Source organism: Aestuariivirga litoralis, assembly GCF_015714715.1.
GTDB classification, from domain to species: Bacteria; Pseudomonadota; Alphaproteobacteria; order Rhizobiales; family Aestuariivirgaceae; genus Aestuariivirga; species Aestuariivirga litoralis_A.
Window position 1 is genome coordinate 623,134 of the sequence record NZ_WAHS01000001.1, and the last position, 19,222, is coordinate 642,355.

Here is a 19,222-nt window from a genome sequence, read left to right on the forward strand (position 1 = left end):
ATTTCTGGCCCTTGCCTTTCCGGCCGATTTTGCCGATCAGGCAAACATGAAACCGCGCGACCTTGCCCTTTATTGCCTATTGGCCCTGATCTGGGGCTTCTCCTTTCTGTTTCTGGTCAAGAGCGTGGCCGTTTTCGGCTGGGCGGGCACATCGGCATTTCGCTCGATCATCGCGGGCGTGACGGTTGCGGCGTTTGCCATTTTGCAGCGGCGCAAGCTCAATTTCGGCGGGCAGTGGAAGCCGCTGCTGATCGTGGCGGCTACCACGGTGGCCGGCCAGTATGTCGGCATTGCACTGGCTGCGCCGAAGATCGGCACGGCCATGTCTGCCATTTTCATTTCCACAGTACCGCTGTTTGCGATGGTGATCAGCCGCCTGGCGGGGATGGAACATCTTGCACCCGCGCGGATCGCCGGGCTGCTGCTGGGCATTTTCGGGATTGCGTTGCTGGTCGGGTTTCCCACTTTCGCCATCACGCCGGATTTTCTGCTCGGCGTGGCGATGTGCCTTGCGAGCTGCGTGTCGGCCGCGGTGGGAAGCGTTTATGCCAGCCATCATTTGACGCGCAGCGACCCGTGGGCCGTCACCTCCGGCGCCTTCTTTCTCGGCGGGCTGATGGTGCTGCCATTCCTGTGGGTCGCGCCGATGACGCAGGTGCCCGTGCCGATGGATTATCTGTGGCTGGTGCTGCTGGGCGTGCTGATCAGCGGTGCGGGCTATGTGCTGTATTTTGGGCTGGTGTCATCCATCGGCCCAACGCGCGCCGTGAGCGTGGAATTCGCCGTGACGGTGATTGCGGTGATCGTGGGCGGCGTGTTTCTGGGCGAACGGCTTTCCGCCATTCAGTGGATTGGCGCGGCCACGGTGATTTTCGGCTGCACGCTGGTGCTGGGCCTCATACCGCTGGGGCGGCGGGGCGTGGCTTCTTCACTTTAGGCTTCACGCGCAGCACATGCTCATGCGCCGCATCATAGAGCGCTGAATCTTTGAACGTGGTGTGGCCGAAGACATGGCCCACCAACACGAGCGCCGTGCGCGTGAGCTTCGCGGCACGGACCTTCTTGGCGATGGTGGACAGCGTGCCATGGATGAATTGCTCATCCGGCCAGCTCACGCGGTAACCCACAATGACGGGGCAGTCGGGCCCGTAATGCGGGGTGAGCGCGCGTTCCACATGGCCCAGATTGCGGATCGACAGATGAATGGCCAGCGTGGCTTGTGACGCGCCTAGCTTTTCCAGCTCCTCGTTCGGCGGCATGGCGGATGCCTTCATCGTGGTGCGGGTGATGATGACGGTCTGGGCGATTTCCGGAAGGGTAAATTCGGTTTTCAGCGCGGCAGCAGCGGCAGCAAAGGCGGGCACGCCGGGGCAGACATCGTAATCAATGCCCAGCGCATCGAGCTTGCGCATCTGCTCGGCGATGGCGCCATAGATCGATGGATCGCCGGAATGCACGCGCGCCACGTCCTGGCCTTGTGCATGCGCGGCCTTGATCTCGTCGATGATCTGCTCGAGATGCAGCGGGGCCGTGTCAATGACGCGCGCACCTTCCGGTGCAGCTTTCACGATTTCCTCCGGCACCAACGAACCAGCATAAAGGCAGACGGGGCAGGACTGGATGAGTTTCAAGCCGCGCAGGGTGATCAAATCAGGCGCGCCGGGACCTGCGCCGATGAAGTGGACGGTCATTTCGGTTGATCCATTTTCTTGGCATAGCCGCGCGGGGTATAGGCATAGGTTCTGCCATCGCCGCGCTGGAAGGCCTTTGATTGCGAAGAGCCGACCATCACCAGCGTGAGCATGTCGACTTCTTCCGGGTTAAATTCCCAGAACTTCCGTATACGGATGTTTTCTTCCGGCCGCCCCAGATTGGAGGCGATGACGACAGGTGTATCGGGATTGCGATGCGGCTTCAAAATTTCAAAGGCGCGCTGCAACTGGTCACGGCGCTTGAGTGAGCGCGGATTATAGAAGGAGATGACGAAATCGCCTTCTGCCGCAGCCTTCAAGCGTTTCTCGATCACTTCCCAAGGGGTGAGCAAATCGGACAGCGAAATGCAGCAGAAATCATGCCCGATCATCGCGCCCGCGCGGGCGGATGCGGCCTGGAAGGCCGAGATGCCGGGATGGACTTCCACCGCCACACGGGCCGGCTCGCGGTCGATCAATTCGTAAACCAGCGCGGCCATCGCGTAGATACCGGCATCGCCGGAGCAGACGAGGGCGACGGACTTGCCTTGCTTGGCAAGTTCGATGGCGGCGCGGCAGCGGGCCTCTTCATCACCAAGCGGGAAGTCATGCCGGGTCTGGCCGCGGCGCAGGCTTTCGGCCAGATCGAGATAAAGCGAATAGCCCACCCAGTCGGTGGTGGTTTGCAACACGGAGATCACATCGCCGCTCATCATGCCGCGCGAACCGGGGCCAATGCCGACCAGTTTCACTGTGCCGGGCTTGCGGCCTTGTGCGGTGAAGGTTGCGCTATCGCCTTGTGCGATGGCGACTGTGGCACGCGCTGATTTGGTTTTCGGCACCAGCAATTTTGCCTTGCCGCCGAAGACGGCGAGCGCCGCCGCTTCCGATACGCTGGCGGTGCCCGTCTCCGCCTTCACGGTGGCGGAGGGGTTCGGCACCTTGCCGTCATAGGCGGCCAATTCTCCAGGCGTGAACAGGCGCAGGTTTTCAAACTGCGCCATCGCCGCTTCATCTTCCTTGAGGTCGATAGTGGCGTAAACGCTCACGCTTTGCGACGCGATGTCGTGCTGGCGCAATGTGTCGTCGAGCAGTTGTTTCAACTCGGCCGGATCACAGCCGCGTTCGCAGCCGAGGCCCACGGCGACATTGGTAGGGTGATAGACCACATGATGCGGATTGCCGGGAATGTGAGCGAGCGTCACTTCGGTGGTCACGTCTTCACCGCGCAGGCGCGCTTGCGTTGCGGCCTTCATGTCAGACAGATTTGAAAGCACGAGGCCGGGGCCGGGCGCATCGAAGGAGCCGCTGAGCAGCACATCGCTGGCAGTGGTGAGTGCTGCATGGCCTTGGGTGAGGGCCGCGATCTGGCGGGCCATGTCATTGGCGCCGTGATGGCCGCCGAGCAAAGGCACAACGCTCTTGCCATCGTGGCTGACGGCGATGACCGGGGGCTCGCGGCGCTTGTCGTGCAATTGCGGGCCCAGAACGCGGATCATGATCCCTGCGGCCATGATGCCGATGACGGGTGCGCCGTAATTGAACCAGTCGGCCAGTTCTTCCTTCACATCTTCATAGTGCCGGTCGCAGCCCGTCACTTCTTCGGGGCCGCAGACTTTGCCTTGCACAAAGGTGGCGATCTGCCTGGCCAGCGGCAGTGCCGCCTCGTCGAGGATGACAATCGCTGGCGTCATTTGCGCCTCACGATGATGGTGGTGAAATAGGGCAGGATGTCACCTTCGATTTTCGTCAGAGGTCGGATGATCTGGTTGGCGCGGGTGGCATGTTCGATAGCGGTCGCGCTTTCAAGCAAGTTGAGATCCGAGAGCACGGCTTTCACCTTGCCGAAATGCCGGCCCACCTTGATCAAAGCGGCAGCGCTGGCGGTGGAGAGCTCGCGGTGCAAAGCTGCTTCGTCCAATGTGGCGGGCAGGACTTTCAGCACTTCATCGCGCTCAACCAGCGGCTGGGCCATTTCAGCGGCGGCGGCAGTGACAGAGGTGACGCCGGGAACGACGACGACATTGTGCTGATTAGCCAAGCGCTCGAACACATACATGAAGCTGCCATAGAAGAAGGGATCGCCTTCACACAGAAACACCACGTCATGGCCTTCAGTAAGCTGGGCGGCGATGCGCTTGCAGCCTTCATCATAGGCGGCCTGGGCCGGCTCGCGCTCGACGCGCATCGGCATGTCGATGGCGATGGGCTCGTAAGCGTCAGGCAAAAAAGGGCGCGCGATTTCGAGTGCGGCCGAGTCTTTTCCATTGGCGCAGAGATAGGCGATGCAAGTGGCCATGGAGACCAGCCGCCAGGCCTTCACCGTCATCAATTCAGGATCACCGGGGCCCACGCCCACGCCGTAAAGAGTTGCTGTCATGGTTTTACCGTCCGCCATTGGGTGACGGCCATTTTCGGTTTGAGGGCGCGGAATTTTCCGACCGGCTCCAGCCGTGAAACTTCGATACGGGTCAATTCGCCACCGTGTTTTCCCTGCAGGTCATAGAGATGCATTTCGCCTTCGATGGTCACCACATTGGCGACCATGCGCCCGCCGGGCAGCAATGCGTCCCAGGCGGCTTCGAATACGCCGGGCACGCCGATGCCGCCGCCGATGAACACGGCATGCGGCCGCGCGAGGCCAGCCAATGCAGCGGGCGCTTCGCCCTCCACCAGCTTGAGGCGCGGCGTGCCGAACTGATCGATGTTCTGGGCGATCATGGCGCAACGTGCTTCGTCATGCTCGATGGCGATAGCTTCGCAACCGCGCGTCGAGCGCATCCATTCAATGGCAATGGAACCGCAACCGGCACCCACATCCCACAGCATTTGATCGGGTGCGGGGGCCAATGCTGAAAGCGTTGCCGCGCGCACCTCGCGCTTGGTCAATTGCCCGTCATGCACAAAGGCCTCATCGGGCAAGCCTGCCACGCGGCTCCAGATTTTTGCATTTGGCGAGGCGATGCAATGGATGGCCAGAGTGTTCAGCGGTGACCAATCCAGCGCCGGGTTCTGTGCGGCAGTGAAATGGGTGACACGTTCCTGCGGGCCGCCCATGTTTTCAAGAACCGCGATGCGGGACGCTTCAAATCCGCGCGCGATCAGGCGGCGGCAGGCTTCGGCCACCGAGGTTTCATCTTGCGTCAGCACCAACAGCCGTGCGTCGGGCTGGATGAAGGTTTCGAGATTGGCAGCGGGGCGGCCATGTATGGTGAAGCAGTCGCAATCGGGGATGCTCCAGCCCATACGGGCGGCAGCCAGCGAGAAGGCCGAAAGATGCGGTATCACCGCGATATCGTCACGCGGGGCGATTTCAAAAATCTTGCGGGCCACGCCGAAATTCATCGGATCACCCGTGGCCAGCAACACGGTACGGCGGCCAGCGAACGCCTTCACCTGCTCATAGACGGCGGAGAAAGGTTGCGGCCAGAGATGGCGTTCAGCCTTCAGCGCAGGCAGCATTTCGAACATGCGCTCGGATGCTATGATGATCTCAGCCTTTTGCAGCGAAGATTGCGCGGCGGCGGAGAGTGCCTCATAGCCATCCTCGCCCATGCCGATGATCGAGAGCCACTGGGTCATGGTTGGTCGCTCGTCAGTGCGTTGATCACCGAGGAGGCCATGGCAGAACCTCCCTTGCGGCCCTTGATGGTGGCGTAAGGAATCCCGCGCGGATTGGCGATCAATGCGTCCTTGCTTTCGGCCGCGCCGACAAAGCCCACGGGCATGCCCACGATGCAGGCGGGTTTGGGCGCGCCTGCGTCGACGAGTTCCAGCAGGCGGAACAAGGCGGTGGGCGCATTGCCGATCACCACGATGGCGCCTGCGAGCTTCTCCTGCCACAGTTCGACGGCGGCAGCGGTGCGGGTGGTAGAGGTGGCGATGCCCAGTTCCTTGGCACGCGGATCATTCAACGTGCAGATGATTTCGACACCAGGTGGAAGCTGGCGCGCGATGATGCCATGGCGGACCATTTCTGCGTCCACAAGGATCGGCTTGCCGTTGTCGAGCGCGGCCTGCGCTGCGGCGGCAAAGTCTTCGGTGATGACAAGATCGTTTGCCACTTCGACCATGCCGCAGGAATGGATTACACGGATGGCAATCTGATGCGCCGATGCGGGGATCGCGCGCAGGTCCGCCTCGGCCCGGATGATCGCGAAGGACCGGGCATAAATGGCAGACGGATCGCGCAGATAGTCGTTCATTTCTTCAGCGTTACCGGGCCCAGAGGATGGTCGGCATGAGGGTAGGGGGCGTGGGTGTGATCATGGCCGTGGTCATGATCGTGACTATGGCCGTGATCATGATGGTGGTCGTGGCTGTGTGGTTTGCTTTCCAGCTTGAACGGGCCATCCTGCTTGGAACTCAAGCCCTCAACATGGTGATGGTGGCTTTCCTGCACCGCGCCCACATCGGCCTCGAAGCCCAATACCTGGGTGCGGAATTTGCACATCTGGCAATTCATCGCCACTTCGCCAGTGAGGATCTGTTCGACGCGTTCAATGAAGGTATCGATGACTGAAGGGTGATCGTTGAGATAGGGCGCCTTGATGAATTCAATCTCGGGATGGCGGGCCGCCACTTCATCCGTGGACTGATAAATCCGGTCGACCAGAATTCCGGTGAACAGGAAATAGGGGAACACGATGATGCGCTTGAAGCCCAGCCGCGTGGCATGCTCCAGCGCTGGCTCCACCAGCGGAAAGGTCACGCCGGAATAGGCCGTTTCGGCCCAGCCGAAGCCGAAGCCTTCCCACAGCATGCGGGTGATTTTGGAAACGTTTGAATTGGCGTCAGGATCAGAAGCGCCGCGCCCCACGACCACCAGCAATGTCTCATGCTTCGATACGCCGGGACCGGCCTTGTCGAGCGCTTCCTGCACCCTGTCACCCGCCGCGCGCAGCATTTTGGGATCGATGCCCAGTTCCTTGCCGTAAGTGATCGGCAGGCCGTTGGCGGCGGCGTAGGTGTTCAGCACCGAGGGGATATCATTCTTGGCATGGCCTGCGGCGAACAGCATTCCAGGCACGGCGAGCACCCGCGTCACCCCTTGCGCCTTCAAACTGTCGAGGCCGGTGCGGATGATCGGGGTGGCAAATTCCAGATAACCAAACTCTACCGGATATTGCGGCAGGCGGGTTTTCAGATGCTGCGACAGAACAGCAAATTCCTTCACCGCCGCTTCATCGCGGCTGCCATGGCCGCAGAGCATCACACCGAGTTTTTCTTGCATCGCAAACGCCTTCCACATGTTCGCAGGCCCGGTGGGTTACCGGTTGGAAGGCAGGTCCGTCTTGGCTCCACTCAGGGTCAGCCGCACCGGAATGACTTTCAGCCTCTTTTGAAGGAAGGCACTGCAGGGCCCTGATTAAACTTCCGTCACTGCATCGACAAGGCCAAATGCGGCGTATAGGGTTCTGAAAACTCCCCGGAGACGTGAATGAAACAGGTTTTTGCCTTTGCTTTCGTGGCCATGATTGCTGCAACGCCCGCTTTGGCTGAAGGCATCAGCTATGCGAATGCGCGGTTTGCTTACGAGGTCAGTATTCCGCTGGAAGTGAGCACCGGCAAGCATGTGGCCGAAACCGGCGAGGCTGTCACATCGATGTCGAAGGATGGCAAGGCGCTGCTGGCGGTGTGGGGCGGCAAGCTCATCCAGCCCAGCTTCGTGGAAGAAGTGAAGGCGGCGCAAGATGGCGAGCATGTCGATGGCTGGGATGTGAAGATCATCGACAACCAGGACACGTATTCTGCCTTCTACGGCACCATGGCCGAGCAAATTTATTATGAACGTATGATACCGTCCTGCGATGGTGCGGCGGCGGTGCATTACCGGCTGGAATTCCCGGTGGCACGCAAGGCCGAGTTTGAGGGCGCGGTGAAGGAGCTTGATGCTTCGCTGAAATCCGTGCCCGGCTCCTGCAAGCTGGATTGAGAGGAAAGCGCGAGATGAAATTCGCTCTGGTTGCTGTTTTGCTGCTGGCCTCCGCGATGCCGGCATCCGCCAAGATCTATGGCAATGCGCGGTTTGGTTTTTTTGTCGATGTTCCCGCGCAGTTTTCGATTGCCGATCCCGAGCCGGAAAACGGCGATGGCCGCGCTTTCCACACGGCGGACAAATCGGCTGACCTCACGGCCTCAGGCGGCTGGATCATGGGCGACAATTTTGCCGCCGATGTTTCCGAATCCAAAGGTTACGACACGCAGGACGGCTGGACGCTGGCTTATGAGAGCAAGGTGGGCACAGCCGCCGCCAGTTGGTCCGGCAAGAAGGGTGACCGCATTTTCTATCAGCGCATGATCGCCAGTTGCAAAGGCAAGGCGCGGGCAGGTTACCGCCTGGAATATCCAGCGGTTGAGAATGCGAAATACGACGCCACGATCAAATCGCTGAACGCCTCGCTGAAGGCGGGCACGGGTAGCTGCGATTAGAATGTTCTCGTCTGCGGTGAGGCGGCGTTAACCTTGTGTTAAGGAATTTGTTTGGCCTCCGCCGGTTTACGTTACCTTGTAACCACGACGGCGGGGGTTCCGGGCAATAGGAATCCTGATCAGTTCTGGGACGGCCATATGAGGGAACCATCATGGCCATGTCGAAAGTTATGTCTTTTCTATCCGGGAATGCAGGCAGGGATGTCGCATTAGCGGGAGCTTCTCATTCTGACTATACCACAACGCTGTCAGTACCGCAGAACAAGCGCCTGCGCGAAGCTTTGAAAGAAACTGTGCCCAACGAGAGCCTGATGGGGCAGTTACGGGATATCATTCTGGGCCCGCAAGTGCGCCTCAACGAAGCCAGGTTTGAAGAGATGCTCGATATTCTTGAAGAGCAGAAACTGGGCAACGAGCGCCGCCTTGATTTTGTGGAGCAACATCTGGCCGATTCCACCCAGCATGTCACACGCATTACCAGCGTCCTCGAAGGGCAGGACGAGGAGCTATCCTTTCTCAAACAGAAATTCGACGGCCAGATGCAAACATTGCGCGACGAGCAAAGACAACTTGTTCAGGAGCTGCGCGATGATTTCGGCAAAAGCATCGACGAGATCCGCGAAAGCCTGAACAAGCGCATGCAGGGCACGGAAATCGATTTGCGCAGCGAGATGCTGGAACTTTCCGGCACATTCGTTCGCGTTGTTGAACAGAATGAGGAGCGCTGGGATAAAGAACGCACGCATTCGCTTGCCACACTGGAACAGCGCATTGCGCAGTGGCGCGCCGAGCTGGATGACACGCGCCGCAGCGACATGGAAAATCTCGCGGCCTCGATGATGGATGTTGGCCGGCGCTTGATGATCTTGCAGACCGGCGAAACGCATCAGTGAGGTGTCAGCGGGTCAGAACTCGACGCCGGCCTGTGCTTTCACACCGGATCGGAACGGATGTTTCAGCTGTTCCATCTCGGTGGCCAGGTCGGCCATTTCGATCAGCCGCTCATTGGCGTTGCGGCCGGTGATGATGATGTGCTTGTCGAGCGGGCGCTTGGCCAGAAAGTCCAGCACTTCGTCCAGTGGCAGATAATCGTAGCGCAGTACGATGTTGAGCTCATCCAGCAGCACGCAGCGGATCGTCGGGTCGGCGATCAGAAGCTTGGCTTCCTCCCAGCCGGCTCTCGCGTGGGCCACGTCACGGTCGCGGTTTTGGGTTTCCCAGGTGAAGCCTTCGCCCACCGCCTTGATGGTGACGAGCTCGGGGAATTTCTCCAGCACGGTGCGCTCGCCGGTGCCCCAGGCGCCTTTGACGAACTGGATCACGCCGGATTTCATGCCGTGGCCCACATGGCGGAAAATCATGCCGAAGGCGGCAGTGGATTTGCCCTTGCCCTTGCCGGTGTGGACGATCAGCAGGCCGCGTTCTTGCGTCTTGGTGGCCATGATCTTGTCGCGTGCGGCTTTCTTCTTGGCCATTTTTTCATTATGGCGCGCGCTGTCGTGTTCCATTTCGTTCGGCGTGTCTTCGCTCATGATTGCAGCTCCTTGAGATGGTCGTAGGTTGAATTCAGTTTCGGCTGCCACAGGCCGCGCGCGATGGCTTCCTCGAAGCGTGCGGCGATTTCCTTCAGCGCATCGGGATTGTTGTCGGCGATGAAGTGGCGGGTTTCGGCATCGAGAATGTAGGCTTCATGTGCCAGGTCGAAATGGTGCGATTTCACCGCACCGGTGGTGGCGGCGAAGGCGAACATATAATCCACCGTAGCCGCGATTTCGAAAGCGCCCTTGTAGCCGTGGCGTTTCACACCATTGATCCATTTTGGATTGACCACGCGGCTGCGCATGACGCGCGAGATTTCTTCTTCCAGCGTGCGGATCACCGGGCGCTCCGGACGTGAATGATCATTGTGATAGACGCGCGGCTTTGTGCCGGATTGGGTTTCCGCCGCCGCCGTCATGCCGCCTTCGAACTGGTAGTAATCATCGCTGTCGAGCAAATCATGCTCGCGGTTGTCCTGGTTGTGCAACACAGCCTCGATGCGGGCGAGGCGCTGCTTGAAGATTGATTCGTTGTTCTCGCCCTTCTCGCGCGCGCCGTAGGCATAGGCGCCCCAGGTCACATAGGCGGCGGCGAGGTCGGCCTTGGTGTCCCAGATGCGCTCGTCGACCAGCGCCTGCAGGCCTGCGCCATAAGCGCCGGGTTTGGCGCCGAAGATGCGCGCGCCTGCCAGGCGGGCGGCTTCGTCGGGCGCAAGGCCTGATGCGGAGAGTGTGGCTGTTTCCGCACGTGTGCGGGCGGCGAGGGGGTTGTCGGCTTCCGGCTCATCGAGGGCGGCCACGGCGCGGATGGCCTTGTCCAGCAGCTCGATCTGGGCGGGGAAGGCGTCGCGGAAAAAGCCGGAGATCCGCAAAGTCACATCGACGCGGGGGCGGCCCACTTTGGCGAGGGGCTGCACTTCAAAGCCGGTCACGCGCCAGCTGGTGGAATCCCACAGAGGTTTGACGCCGAGCAGCGCGAGGGCCTGGGCAATGTCATCACCACCGGTTCGCATATTGGCCGTGCCCCAAGCGGAAAGACCAATTACTTTAAGATGTTGCCCGGTATCCTGAAAGTGCCGCTTAAGGAGTTCGCTTGCGGATTTCTCACCCAGTGTCCAGGCGGTGGGCGTGGGCAGCGCGCGGTTATCCAGGGAGAAGAAGTTTTTGCCAGTCGGCAGCACGTCGAGGCGGCCGCGTGTGGGCGCGCCCGAGGGCCCCGGGCGGACGGATTTGCCATTCAGGCCGCGCAACAGGGCAGCCATTTCGGCAGGGCCGCAGGAGGTCAGAGCCGGGCGGATGGTGGACTTGATTTTGTCCAGCACTGCCGCCAGTTGATCATGTCCGCGATCGTCCAGTGCGCCTTCATCCCGGAGAAGGGACGAGGCAAACAATTCTAACCTCTCCACCGTGTCACCATTGGTGCGCCAGGGATCGTTGGTCAGTGCTTGAAGTTCGGTTGGTTTTTCTTGCGTCCAGGCTTCTGCCATCTGGCATGACAGCGGGTCGAAACCTTCAAAGCTGAAAGCATTGCTCAGTGTACGGATCAATGAGGCATCGCCACTTTCGCCTAGGCCGCGCGGCACGCGGGTGAGGGCGGCGAGCAAATCGGTTTCCTGCTGCCCCGTGGGCGATTGCCCCAGAATATGCAAGCCGTCCCTGATCTGGGCTTCCTTGAGGTCACAGAGAAAAGCGTCGAGCTTTTGCAGATCATCGTCGCCCTGGCCTTCAAGCCCAGCATCCTGATCGAGCTTCGAAGAAGATGTGAGATCGAAGATGCGCTTGCGCAGATCAGCCAGACGGCGCTTGTCGAGGCCGGAGGCGAGGTAATATTCATCCACCAGCGCTTCGAGGTCCTTCAGCGGGCCATAGCTTTCCGCCCGCGTGAGCGGCGGAGTCAAATGGTCGATGATGACAGCCGATGTGCGGCGCTTGGCTTGCGTGCCTTCGCCGGGGTCATTGACGATGAAGGGATAAAGCTGTGGCAGCGGCCCCAGCGCCACTTCGGGCCAGCAAGTGGCGGACAGGCCCACGGCCTTGCCGGGCAGCCATTCCAGATTGCCGTGCTTGCCATTGTGGATGATGGCTTGCGTGCCGAAATGGTGGCGCAGCCAGAAGTAAGTGGCGAGATAGAAATGTGGCGGCACCAATGCCGGGTCGTGATAAGTGGCTTTGGGATCAATGCCGTAGCCGCGCGCCGGTTGGATGGCGAGGGCGATATGGCCACAAGTAATGACAGCGAGATTGAATGCGCCATTCTTGAAATGTGGATCGGTGTCGGGTCGTCCCCATCGCTCAATCATCTGTATACGGATGATTTCTGGGAGGGCGGAAAAATGGCGTTGATAATCGGCAAGGCTGAGGTGGATGCCGCTTTGCCGTGATGCCAGCAGAAGCTGAATGAGGTCATTGCCACCCGTAGGAATGTCACCTGTCTCGTAGCCGTCCGCAGCGAAAGCTTTCAGAATTTCAATCGTGCTGGCGGGCGTGTCATAGCCCACGCCATTGGCCACGCGGCCATCCTTGTCCGGATAATTTGCGAGGATGATGGCGGCGCGCTTTTGCGGGTTGGGTGTGGTGCGCAAGCTGGCCCAATTGGTGGCCAGCTCCGCCACATAGGTGATGCGGTCTTCGACTGGCTTGTAGGTGACGATGCGGCACTGGGTGGCGGCGTGCAATTGCTGGTCGGCTTTGAAGGAAATGGCGCGGGTGAAGACGCGGCCATCGAGTTCCGGCAGCACTACATTCATCGCCAGGTCAGTGGCGCGCAGGCCTTGCGCGGAAGCCTGCCATTCTTCCTCGGCGCTTCCGGCCAAGGCCACTTGCAGCACCACGCAGCCGGGTCTCGCCAAGGGATCGCGCGCTTCGTCGCCCACGGCAAAGCCAGTGGCGTTGAGGATCACACTGGGGGGATGGGCCTTGAAATGCTGGTCGAGGAAGGCGGCGCTGGCTTCATCCTTCAGGCTGGAGACGTAGATGGCGCAAGTAGGCAGGCCGCGCGCAGTGAGGGCGGTCGCAAGTGCGTCGATGGGCTGGGTCTGGCCGCCTTCGATGACGGAGCGGTAAAAGATGATGGCGGCCTTTGCGCTTTCTACCTGCTGGTGAAATCTGGCTTTGGGCAAAGCTTCGGGGGCAGGCGGATCAAGATCACGCCCTAACAGCCGCCCGCAGAATTGCAAAAGAGCCTTGGCGTTCTGCTGGCCGCCATAAGCGAAATACTGGCGCAGGCGTTCCACATCGGCGGCGCCCAAAGTGGAGCGGGCGGAAAGTTCAGCGTCTGCTTCCTGCCCGCCGGGGATTAGCGCCAGTTTGATGTTGTTCTCCCGCGCCAGGGCTTCGATCACGTCCACGCCGTACGGCCAGTAGCTCTTGCCGCCCAACAGGCGGATGATGATCAGGCGGGCCTTGGCCAGCGTGTTCCCGGCGTAAAGATCGACAGAGAAATTGTGCTGTAGCTGCAGCAGATTGGCGAGGCGCAGGGTAGGGGCGGCATCGCCCAGTTGATCATGCGCGGCGGCGAGGCAGGCGAGTTCTGAGTCAGCGGCGGATAGCACCACCACATCGCCGGGCGTTTGCCGCAGGTCCACCGCCTCGGCTGCGCCGTCGATCACGCCGGATGTGGTGGCTAGGAGGTGCATGCCTGACGGCCTATCCGCGCAGGCTCTGCTCGATCGCCTTTTGGTCCATGGTTTTTTCGCCGATCACCACCAGGCGGGTCTGGCGGGTTTCGCCATTCGCCCAGGGGCGGTCAAAATAGGAATTGAGGCGGGGTCCGACGGCCTGGATGAGCAGGCGCGCATCCGAGCCCGGAACGGCAGCGAAGCCTTTGAGGCGCAGAATGTCATGCGCTGCGATGGTGCTGGCGATGCGCGCGGTGAGCGCCTTCTGGTCGAGGCCCTGCGGCATATCCACGATGAAGGTTACGAAATCATCATGGTCGTGCTGTTCCTCGCCTTCCATCTCGTGGTGAGACAGGCGGTTGTGCAGATCAACCGCGGCGTCAGCTTTCACGCCCAGCAGCACGGCAGCATCAATCACGCCTTGCGTGGTGTTGACGAGCTTTGTGCCCTTGCGGATCTGGCCCTTCAGCTCGTCCGACACTGCGCCCAGCGCCTGTGCGTCGAGAAGATCTGTCTTGTTGAGGATCACCAGATCAGCGCAGTTCAGCTGGTCTTCGAACAATTCCCAGATGGGGTTTTCGTGTTCCAGGTTCGGGTCTTCAGCGCGGGCCTTGGCGATGGCTTCTTCGTCATCAGCGAAGCGGCCTTCGGAGAGTGCCTTGCCGTCCACCATGGTGACCACGCCATCCACCGTGACGCGTGATTTGATTTCGGGCCAATTGAAAGCGCGCACCAGCGGCTGTGGCAGAGCGAGACCCGAGGTTTCGATGATGATGTGATCTGGCCTTGTGCGGGCCAGCAGCTTTTCCATCGTCGGGATGAATTCATCAGCCACGGTGCAGCAGATGCAGCCATTGGCCAGTTCGATAATGTCATCTTCCGCGCAGGCATCGCTGCCGCAGGCTTTCAGGATGTCGCCATCCACACCCACATCGCCGAACTCGTTGACGATGAGGGCGATCTTGCGGCCGCCGGCATTCTGCAACAGGTTGCGGATCAAAGTGGTTTTGCCGGCGCCCAGAAAACCGGTGATGACGGTAGCGGGAATCTTCTCGGTCGAAGTCGTATCAGTCATGGCAGTGTTCACCCTCCGTGAAGCCATTGGTTGATCGGCAGCGTTTCCACGCTGATCCGGCAGGTCTCCTGACTCGCGGGTCGCTGGATCCAGACAACCTTCCCGGTTTCCCAGTGGTGTTGATGCCTGGTCCTCGCCGCTCACAGTTGCGGGGGCAGTTCTGGCCTTGGCTCCCGGATTGGGTCAGCCGCACCAAATTCCCTTTGAAGCCCCGTGAATGGTCATCCTTGGGGCACCGGATGGGTGCGGTTTGGCAAGCGGGGACAGCTGAGTCAAGCTGTGCCAAAACAAGCCCAGTTTTTAAGGCTTTCTTCACTATAATCTGACGGTTCGGCAACGGAGTCTTAACCGTAAGGGTCCACACTCCGTTGATCATGAAGGTAAGTCGCGTTTCTCTGGCGTTGGTGTGTTCGGTTTTTCTTGCAGCGGTGGGCGCAAGTGCCGGTTCCTCTTTCGCTGCCGGTTCTGCAGATGCTTTGACGGCTTCGGCCTATCAGGCGCTTTCCGCAGGCAATGCCACCCAATCGGTGGAGCAGTTCAGCCAGGCGATTTCATCGCAGCAGCTGGGGCCTGAAGCCCTGGCCAATGCCTATCTCAACCGGGCTCTGGCGTTCCAGAAGCTGGGGCAGGATAGCAAGGCAGTGGAAGATTACACTGCAGCTCTCAATCTGGATGCCATGCCCACTGACATTAGGGCCCGCGCGCTTTACAATCGCGGTCTCGCGCAGGAACGGGTGAAGAGCCCGGTTCTGGCGATTGAAGACTACACCAGCTCGCTGCTGATCGATGCCAATTTCTCGCAATCCTATCTGGCGCGCGCCAATGCGTTGCGTGACAGCGGGCAATATCTATTCTCGATCTCGGACTATGAGCGCGCGATCAAGAACAACCATCCGCAGCCAGCCGTGGTCTATTTCGGCGAGGCCCAGGCCTATGAAGCCCTGAAGCGTCCGATTGAAGCCAAGAAGTTCCTGAAGGCCGCGCTGCAAGCCGATCCGAAATTTGCTCCCGCCCAGGAAAAGATGAAGGCCTATTCCGATGTGGCCGAGCTTGACGATGCCGCTGCTGATCCGATTTTGACGGGCAGCCTGACCAGCCCAGTCAACCAGACCAATGTGGCCATGAAGGCCATGCCGCAGGCGGTGGAACCGCCTACGCAGATGCTGGCCGAAGCGACCCAGGCGAACAATGATGATGCCTCGACGGCTGCTGACCAGATTGCTGATATGGCTGCCGATGAAGGTTCCTATTCCAGCCTTGAGCCAAAGCCCGCCAAGTTCGGCCGGGTGGAGGTGGCGCAAGTCCCGAACATTCCTGCCGTTGCTGCCAAGGCTGCGGCGCAGGCGCAAGTGGCGGAAGCCAAGCCGGTGATCAAGCAGGCAACGCAGAAGGCAGCGCAGGTTGCGGTAATTCAACCTGCCTCAGATGATGCGAATGCCATTACCGATAGCGATCCGATTGCCACCGCGAGCACCGGCCAGGCTCCAGATGTTGCCAGCACGTCAGTCATGTCAGGCTGGGTGGTGCAGATTTCTTCCGCCAACAGCGAAGATGCCGCCTGGAGCAGCTGGAAAAAGATGCAAGGCTCGCATGCCGTTCTGGCCGGCGAGAATGCTTCGGTGATCAAGGCTGATCTGGGTGCGCGCGGCACGTTCTACCGTGTGCGCATGGGTGGCTATGACAATCAGACCGCAGCGATGAAGGCCTGCCTGAAGATCAAGGCCGGCGGCGTTGCCTGCTACGTGGCCAAGGCCAGCTCGTAACAATTTCGAACTATCTTATTGAAGGCGCGCAAGCTTCTGGCTTGCGCGCTTTTTTATTGGGTTACTTCAGCAGGAAAGTGACCTTCATGTTGACGCGCCATTCCGCCACCTTGCCGTTCTTCACCACGCATTTGATGTCCTGAACCCAGGCGCCTTCCACATGGTCAAGGGTGGAATCTGCCTTGGCAATGCCGGTTTCCACCGCATCTTCAATGCTTTTGGTGGAGGCGGAGGTGATTTCGATGACTTTTGCGACGGTGGACATGTGGAAACCTCATTCAGTTGCGGAAAGCTGCCGCTCACGGCTTTATCCGCCGGGGCATTTTCGCTAGTTCACTATGGCATGACTTTGAACCTGGTGAAACTCTGTGTCGGCGTTGATGAAGTTCAGGACCTGAAGGACTGGATCAAGCAGAAATATGCCGACCGCGAGACCAGCATGCATGTGACGCGCATGTGGCCACGCCGCGAGGCGGACATATTGCCCGGCGGTTCACTCTATTGGGTGATCCGCGGCATGATATTGTGCCGCCAGCAGATTGTGGGTTTTGAGAAAACCACCGGCGCTGACGGGATCGATCGCTGCCGCATCCTGATGAACAAGAAGGTCGTGTTGGTGCATCCGGTGCCGCGCCGCGCCTTTCAGGGCTGGCGCTATCTGGAAGCCAGCGATGCGCCGCCCGACATGAAGAAGGGTTCCGGCGGCGGTGCGGATCTGAGCGAAAAGATGCGGCGCGAGCTGGCGGAGCTGGGGCTGCTGTAGCGTTCTCACATCACACGGCGATGTTATCGATCAATCTGGTCTTGCCCAGCCAGGCGGCAACGAGCAGGCGGATGGGTTCATTCGCACCTTGCACCAGCGCCAAGGTTTCGGCATTGCGTGCGGTAAAATAATCCACTTTGAAGCCCAAAGTTTCCAGCGAACGCGTGGCGCTTTGCGTCGCGGTTTGCGGCTTGGCGCCGCCGCGGATTTTCTCCGCAGCCTGCGTCAGATTGCGATGCAAGGAAACAGCCTGCTGGCGTTCGTGTTTCGACAAATAGGCATTGCGTGACGACATGGCGAGGCCGTCTTCCTCGCGCTCGGTTTCAACGCCGATCACTTGGGTGGGCAAATTGAGGTCACGCGCCATGCGGGTGACGACCATCAGCTGCTGATAATCCTTCTCGCCGAAAATCGCATAGTCGGCTGTAGATGCCGTGAACAGCTTGGCCACCACGGTTGCCACACCATCAAAAAATTGCGGGCGGAATTTGTCTTCCAATCCGGCAGAGGCGGGGCCTTGCATATGGATGTTGGTGGCAAAGCCATCGGGATAAACTTCCTCTGGCGCTGGCGCATAGACCAGATCCACGCCTTCGGATTTCAGCTTCTTCAAGTCGCCTTCCTCGTCGCGCGGATAGCGGCTCAGGTCTTCATTGGCGGCGAATTGCTTGGGGTTCACGAAGATCGAGGTCACCACCTTGTCGGCCAGATCAAAGCCGCGACGGACCAGTTTCAGGTGGCCCTCATGCAGGGCGCCCATGGTCGGTACAATTGCGGTTTTCAACCCTTTGGCGCGCCAGCCTGCAACCGTGCTGCGCAATCCATCCACATCCCTCACCGTAACGATTGGCATTCGACCTTAATCCGTTGTCCCCGTTTACGCATAAGCTTAGCTCTTATTATTTGATCCTGCATCGGCTATGATGAATCAGTACGATCATAACGAGTTTGCCTGATGTCCCGCCCATTCCGCAGCATTGAAGAAGCCACTAGTTTCCTGACGCGCGCGGCCACTGAAGAAGGCGTGAGCCATCTCTCTTACTGGTATCTGCAATACAGCGAGGGTGCGCCGGATCAAGTGATCTGGGTGGCCACTTATGATCCGCATTACATGCAGCACTATATGAGCAATTTTACCCCGCTGAGCGATCCGGTGATCAACAGCGTGATGGATAACAAGCTGGTGGATTGGGCTGAATGGTTCAAGGTCGATCATGTGGCGCAAGCGGTGGACCATATTGCCAACCGATACGGCATCACTAAATTCGGTATTTCGATGCCGCTGCCAGCACCAGGTGAAGACAAAATCATCTTCTCGGTGAATACGGCATCGAGCGAAAGCGAATGGGCCAAGATGCGCGGCGCACTGGTCAAACGGTTCCAACCCTTCGCGCGCGAATTTGATGAGCGCATGCGGCCCCTGGTGGCGCAGGTGGAAAAGGGCGACAGCGTGTTCAAGCTTTCGGCGTGAACATCCCCGGCAGCCAAATTTATTGGAAGGCCCGGGGCCAGATCTCTTATTTCCTTCTGCAGAACGCCGTTGTCAGGGAGTTGGAGGCGCGCTGGAGGAATCCGCCTGCCAGAAAGACATGCGATTTAGGCAGCGAGTTGGTTGTATCGCTGACCTCGTATGCGCCGCGTCTTTCGACCGTGATTTACACTCTGAAATGCCTTTTGACGCAGACGGTGCAACCAGACCGGATTATCCTGTGGGTCACGGCGGAAGATGAAAAACGCCTGCCGCAAAAGGTGAGGGCCCTCATCGGCACGCGCGGATTTGAAGTGCGCCTTGCACCGGACTGGGGCTCGTACAAGAAAATCATTCCGGCTCTGCTGGCCTTTCCTCAAGCCTATATTGCCACCGCAGATGATGATGCCTATTATCCGGCGAACTGGCTGGAAGGGCTTGTTACAGCCTGCAGCCCACCCAAGCGGCAGATCATTTGCTACCGGGCGCATGGGATGAAAATTGTGGGCGGCAATATCGCTCCCTACGCAAGCTGGGATTATCAGGCGAAGAGTTTCGGCAACAATGTGCTTTTCCCGACTGGAGTAGGGGGCGTGCTTTATGCACCGCATGCGCTTGATCCGCGTGTGATCGATGCAGAACTTTTCACATCGCTTGCGCCAAGTGCTGATGATGTGTGGCTGGCCTGGATGGGGCACTTTGCCAAGAGCGAATATGTCAAACTCGAAATGGCAAATAGAGTGGTTGAATGGCGCGGCGCTTCGCGGACGAGCCTGAAAAAGTACAATGTTCGGCAGGGTGGCAATGATCGCCAGATCGACGCGATGGCCAAGCATTTTGGACTGATCGCGCGGGGAAACTACACTCAGCGCTGA

The 19,222-nt window shown here is 59.6% G+C and carries 19 protein-coding genes and 1 riboswitch; of the genes, 8 read left to right on the forward strand and 11 right to left on the reverse strand.

Annotation, left to right across the window (positions count from 1 at the left end; genetic code table 11):
• Positions 1-46: 46 nt before the first annotated feature.
• The gene (locus tag F8B91_RS03265; RefSeq protein ID WP_196502279.1) at positions 47-937 is read left to right on the forward strand and encodes a DMT family transporter; all 891 of its coding nucleotides are present in this window, start codon (positions 47-49) and stop codon (positions 935-937) included.
• Here the strand turns inward: F8B91_RS03265 and cobM are convergent.
• Genes cobM through F8B91_RS03295 form a run of 6 tightly spaced genes read right to left on the reverse strand, consistent with a single transcriptional unit; the run spans position 897 to position 6,924 of the window.
• Entirely contained in the window at positions 897-1,691 is a 795-nt protein-coding gene (gene cobM, locus F8B91_RS03270) for a precorrin-4 C(11)-methyltransferase (RefSeq protein WP_196502280.1), read from the reverse strand. The two genes, F8B91_RS03265 and cobM, sit on opposite strands and share 41 nt — an antisense overlap.
• Positions 1,688-3,385, reverse strand: coding sequence for a precorrin-3B C(17)-methyltransferase (gene cobJ, locus F8B91_RS03275; protein ID WP_196502281.1), 1,698 nt, complete (start codon positions 3,383-3,385; stop codon positions 1,688-1,690). The genes cobM and cobJ overlap by 4 nt, the downstream gene beginning before the upstream one ends.
• Positions 3,382-4,071, reverse strand: coding sequence for a precorrin-2 C(20)-methyltransferase (cobI, locus tag F8B91_RS03280; protein WP_196502282.1), 690 nt, complete (start codon positions 4,069-4,071; stop codon positions 3,382-3,384). Before cobI ends, cobJ begins: the two co-directional genes overlap by 4 nt.
• The gene (gene cbiE / locus F8B91_RS03285) at positions 4,068-5,273 is read right to left on the reverse strand and encodes a precorrin-6y C5,15-methyltransferase (decarboxylating) subunit CbiE (RefSeq protein ID WP_196502283.1); all 1,206 of its coding nucleotides are present in this window, start codon (positions 5,271-5,273) and stop codon (positions 4,068-4,070) included. The genes cobI and cbiE overlap by 4 nt, the downstream gene beginning before the upstream one ends.
• A complete protein-coding gene (locus F8B91_RS03290) occupies positions 5,270-5,896 on the reverse strand; it encodes a precorrin-8X methylmutase (protein ID WP_196502284.1) in 627 nt (208 codons plus the stop codon). The genes cbiE and F8B91_RS03290 overlap by 4 nt, the downstream gene beginning before the upstream one ends.
• On the reverse strand, positions 5,893-6,924 hold the full coding sequence (locus tag F8B91_RS03295; protein WP_196502285.1) for a sirohydrochlorin chelatase: 1,032 nt from the start codon (positions 6,922-6,924) through the stop codon (positions 5,893-5,895). Before F8B91_RS03295 ends, F8B91_RS03290 begins: the two co-directional genes overlap by 4 nt.
• A gap of 207 nt (positions 6,925-7,131) precedes the next feature.
• Between F8B91_RS03295 and F8B91_RS03300 the strand changes: the two genes are divergently transcribed.
• The 3 genes from F8B91_RS03300 to F8B91_RS03310 all read left to right on the forward strand — a co-directional run bounded on the left by F8B91_RS03300 (position 7,132) and on the right by F8B91_RS03310 (position 9,016).
• Positions 7,132-7,626, forward strand: coding sequence for a hypothetical protein (locus tag F8B91_RS03300; RefSeq protein ID WP_196502286.1), 495 nt, complete (start codon positions 7,132-7,134; stop codon positions 7,624-7,626).
• A gap of 14 nt (positions 7,627-7,640) precedes the next feature.
• On the forward strand, positions 7,641-8,123 hold the full coding sequence (locus tag F8B91_RS03305; protein ID WP_196502287.1) for a hypothetical protein: 483 nt from the start codon (positions 7,641-7,643) through the stop codon (positions 8,121-8,123).
• A 311-nt stretch (positions 8,124-8,434) separates the two neighbouring features.
• Positions 8,435-9,016 (forward strand): hypothetical protein, encoded by a 582-nt coding sequence (locus F8B91_RS03310; protein WP_196502288.1) that lies wholly within the window; start codon positions 8,435-8,437, stop codon positions 9,014-9,016.
• A gap of 12 nt (positions 9,017-9,028) precedes the next feature.
• On the opposite strand, the gene cobO is transcribed toward F8B91_RS03310, so the two are convergent.
• Genes cobO through cobW form a run of 3 tightly spaced genes read right to left on the reverse strand, consistent with a single transcriptional unit; the run spans position 9,029 to position 14,353 of the window.
• A complete protein-coding gene (gene cobO / locus F8B91_RS03315; RefSeq protein WP_196502289.1) occupies positions 9,029-9,655 on the reverse strand; it encodes a cob(I)yrinic acid a,c-diamide adenosyltransferase in 627 nt (208 codons plus the stop codon).
• Positions 9,652-13,296 (reverse strand): cobaltochelatase subunit CobN, encoded by a 3,645-nt coding sequence (cobN, locus tag F8B91_RS03320; RefSeq protein ID WP_196502290.1) that lies wholly within the window; start codon positions 13,294-13,296, stop codon positions 9,652-9,654. The genes cobO and cobN overlap by 4 nt, the downstream gene beginning before the upstream one ends.
• A 10-nt stretch (positions 13,297-13,306) precedes the next feature.
• A complete protein-coding gene (gene cobW / locus F8B91_RS03325) occupies positions 13,307-14,353 on the reverse strand; it encodes a cobalamin biosynthesis protein CobW (RefSeq protein ID WP_196502291.1) in 1,047 nt (348 codons plus the stop codon).
• A 41-nt stretch (positions 14,354-14,394) separates the two neighbouring features.
• Positions 14,395-14,608, reverse strand: a riboswitch (cobalamin riboswitch).
• A 119-nt stretch (positions 14,609-14,727) separates the two neighbouring features.
• Between cobW and F8B91_RS03330 the strand changes: the two genes are divergently transcribed.
• Positions 14,728-16,116 carry an SPOR domain-containing protein gene (locus F8B91_RS03330; RefSeq protein WP_196502292.1) on the forward strand — a complete coding sequence of 463 codons (1,389 nt, stop codon included), beginning with the start codon at positions 14,728-14,730 and terminating at the stop codon, positions 16,114-16,116.
• A 61-nt stretch (positions 16,117-16,177) separates the two neighbouring features.
• Here the strand turns inward: F8B91_RS03330 and F8B91_RS03335 are convergent, their stop codons facing one another.
• On the reverse strand, positions 16,178-16,381 hold the full coding sequence (locus tag F8B91_RS03335; protein ID WP_196502293.1) for a dodecin family protein: 204 nt from the start codon (positions 16,379-16,381) through the stop codon (positions 16,178-16,180).
• A 78-nt stretch (positions 16,382-16,459) separates the two neighbouring features.
• Here F8B91_RS03335 and F8B91_RS03340 point away from each other — a divergent pair, with 78 nt between their 5' ends.
• Positions 16,460-16,879, forward strand: a complete 420-nt coding sequence (locus tag F8B91_RS03340; protein WP_196502294.1) for a DUF1489 family protein — start codon at positions 16,460-16,462, stop codon at positions 16,877-16,879.
• Positions 16,880-16,889: 10 nt separating this feature from the next.
• Here the strand turns inward: F8B91_RS03340 and panC are convergent, their stop codons facing one another.
• Complete coding sequence (gene panC / locus F8B91_RS03345; RefSeq protein WP_196502295.1) at positions 16,890-17,732, reverse strand: pantoate--beta-alanine ligase; 843 nt, start codon at positions 17,730-17,732, stop codon at positions 16,890-16,892.
• A 102-nt stretch (positions 17,733-17,834) separates the two neighbouring features.
• Between panC and F8B91_RS03350 the strand changes: the two genes are divergently transcribed.
• Positions 17,835-18,350 (forward strand): autoinducer binding domain-containing protein, encoded by a 516-nt coding sequence (locus F8B91_RS03350; RefSeq protein ID WP_196502296.1) that lies wholly within the window; start codon positions 17,835-17,837, stop codon positions 18,348-18,350.
• 203 nt (positions 18,351-18,553) lie between these two features.
• Positions 18,554-19,222, forward strand: coding sequence for a hypothetical protein (locus F8B91_RS03355; RefSeq protein ID WP_210324319.1), 669 nt, complete (start codon positions 18,554-18,556; stop codon positions 19,220-19,222).

Bases quoted from the DNA above. Each gene is read 5' to 3' on its own strand.
- cobO (WP_196502289.1), bottom strand. From the start codon at position 9,655: ATGAGCGAAGACACGCCGAACGAAATGGAACACGACAGCGCGCGCCAT.
- F8B91_RS03300 (WP_196502286.1), top strand. From the start codon at position 7,132: ATGAAACAGGTTTTTGCCTTTGCTTTCGTGGCCATGATTGCTGCAACG.
- cbiE (WP_196502283.1), bottom strand. From the start codon at position 5,273: ATGACCCAGTGGCTCTCGATCATCGGCATGGGCGAGGATGGCTATGAG.
- F8B91_RS03290 (WP_196502284.1), bottom strand. From the start codon at position 5,896: ATGAACGACTATCTGCGCGATCCGTCTGCCATTTATGCCCGGTCCTTC.
- F8B91_RS03310 (WP_196502288.1), top strand. From the start codon at position 8,435: ATGGGGCAGTTACGGGATATCATTCTGGGCCCGCAAGTGCGCCTCAAC.
- F8B91_RS03350 (WP_196502296.1), top strand. From the start codon at position 17,835: ATGTCCCGCCCATTCCGCAGCATTGAAGAAGCCACTAGTTTCCTGACG.
- F8B91_RS03330 (WP_196502292.1), top strand. From the start codon at position 14,728: ATGAAGGTAAGTCGCGTTTCTCTGGCGTTGGTGTGTTCGGTTTTTCTT.
- F8B91_RS03335 (WP_196502293.1), bottom strand. From the start codon at position 16,381: ATGTCCACCGTCGCAAAAGTCATCGAAATCACCTCCGCCTCCACCAAA.
- cobJ (WP_196502281.1), bottom strand. From the start codon at position 3,385: ATGACGCCAGCGATTGTCATCCTCGACGAGGCGGCACTGCCGCTGGCC.
- panC (WP_196502295.1), bottom strand. From the start codon at position 17,732: ATGCCAATCGTTACGGTGAGGGATGTGGATGGATTGCGCAGCACGGTT.
- F8B91_RS03265 (WP_196502279.1), top strand. From the start codon at position 47: ATGAAACCGCGCGACCTTGCCCTTTATTGCCTATTGGCCCTGATCTGG.
- cobW (WP_196502291.1), bottom strand. From the start codon at position 14,353: ATGACTGATACGACTTCGACCGAGAAGATTCCCGCTACCGTCATCACC.
- F8B91_RS03340 (WP_196502294.1), top strand. From the start codon at position 16,460: ATGACTTTGAACCTGGTGAAACTCTGTGTCGGCGTTGATGAAGTTCAG.
- cobN (WP_196502290.1), bottom strand. From the start codon at position 13,296: ATGCACCTCCTAGCCACCACATCCGGCGTGATCGACGGCGCAGCCGAG.
- cobI (WP_196502282.1), bottom strand. From the start codon at position 4,071: ATGACAGCAACTCTTTACGGCGTGGGCGTGGGCCCCGGTGATCCTGAA.
- cobM (WP_196502280.1), bottom strand. From the start codon at position 1,691: ATGACCGTCCACTTCATCGGCGCAGGTCCCGGCGCGCCTGATTTGATC.
- F8B91_RS03305 (WP_196502287.1), top strand. From the start codon at position 7,641: ATGAAATTCGCTCTGGTTGCTGTTTTGCTGCTGGCCTCCGCGATGCCG.
- F8B91_RS03295 (WP_196502285.1), bottom strand. From the start codon at position 6,924: ATGCAAGAAAAACTCGGTGTGATGCTCTGCGGCCATGGCAGCCGCGAT.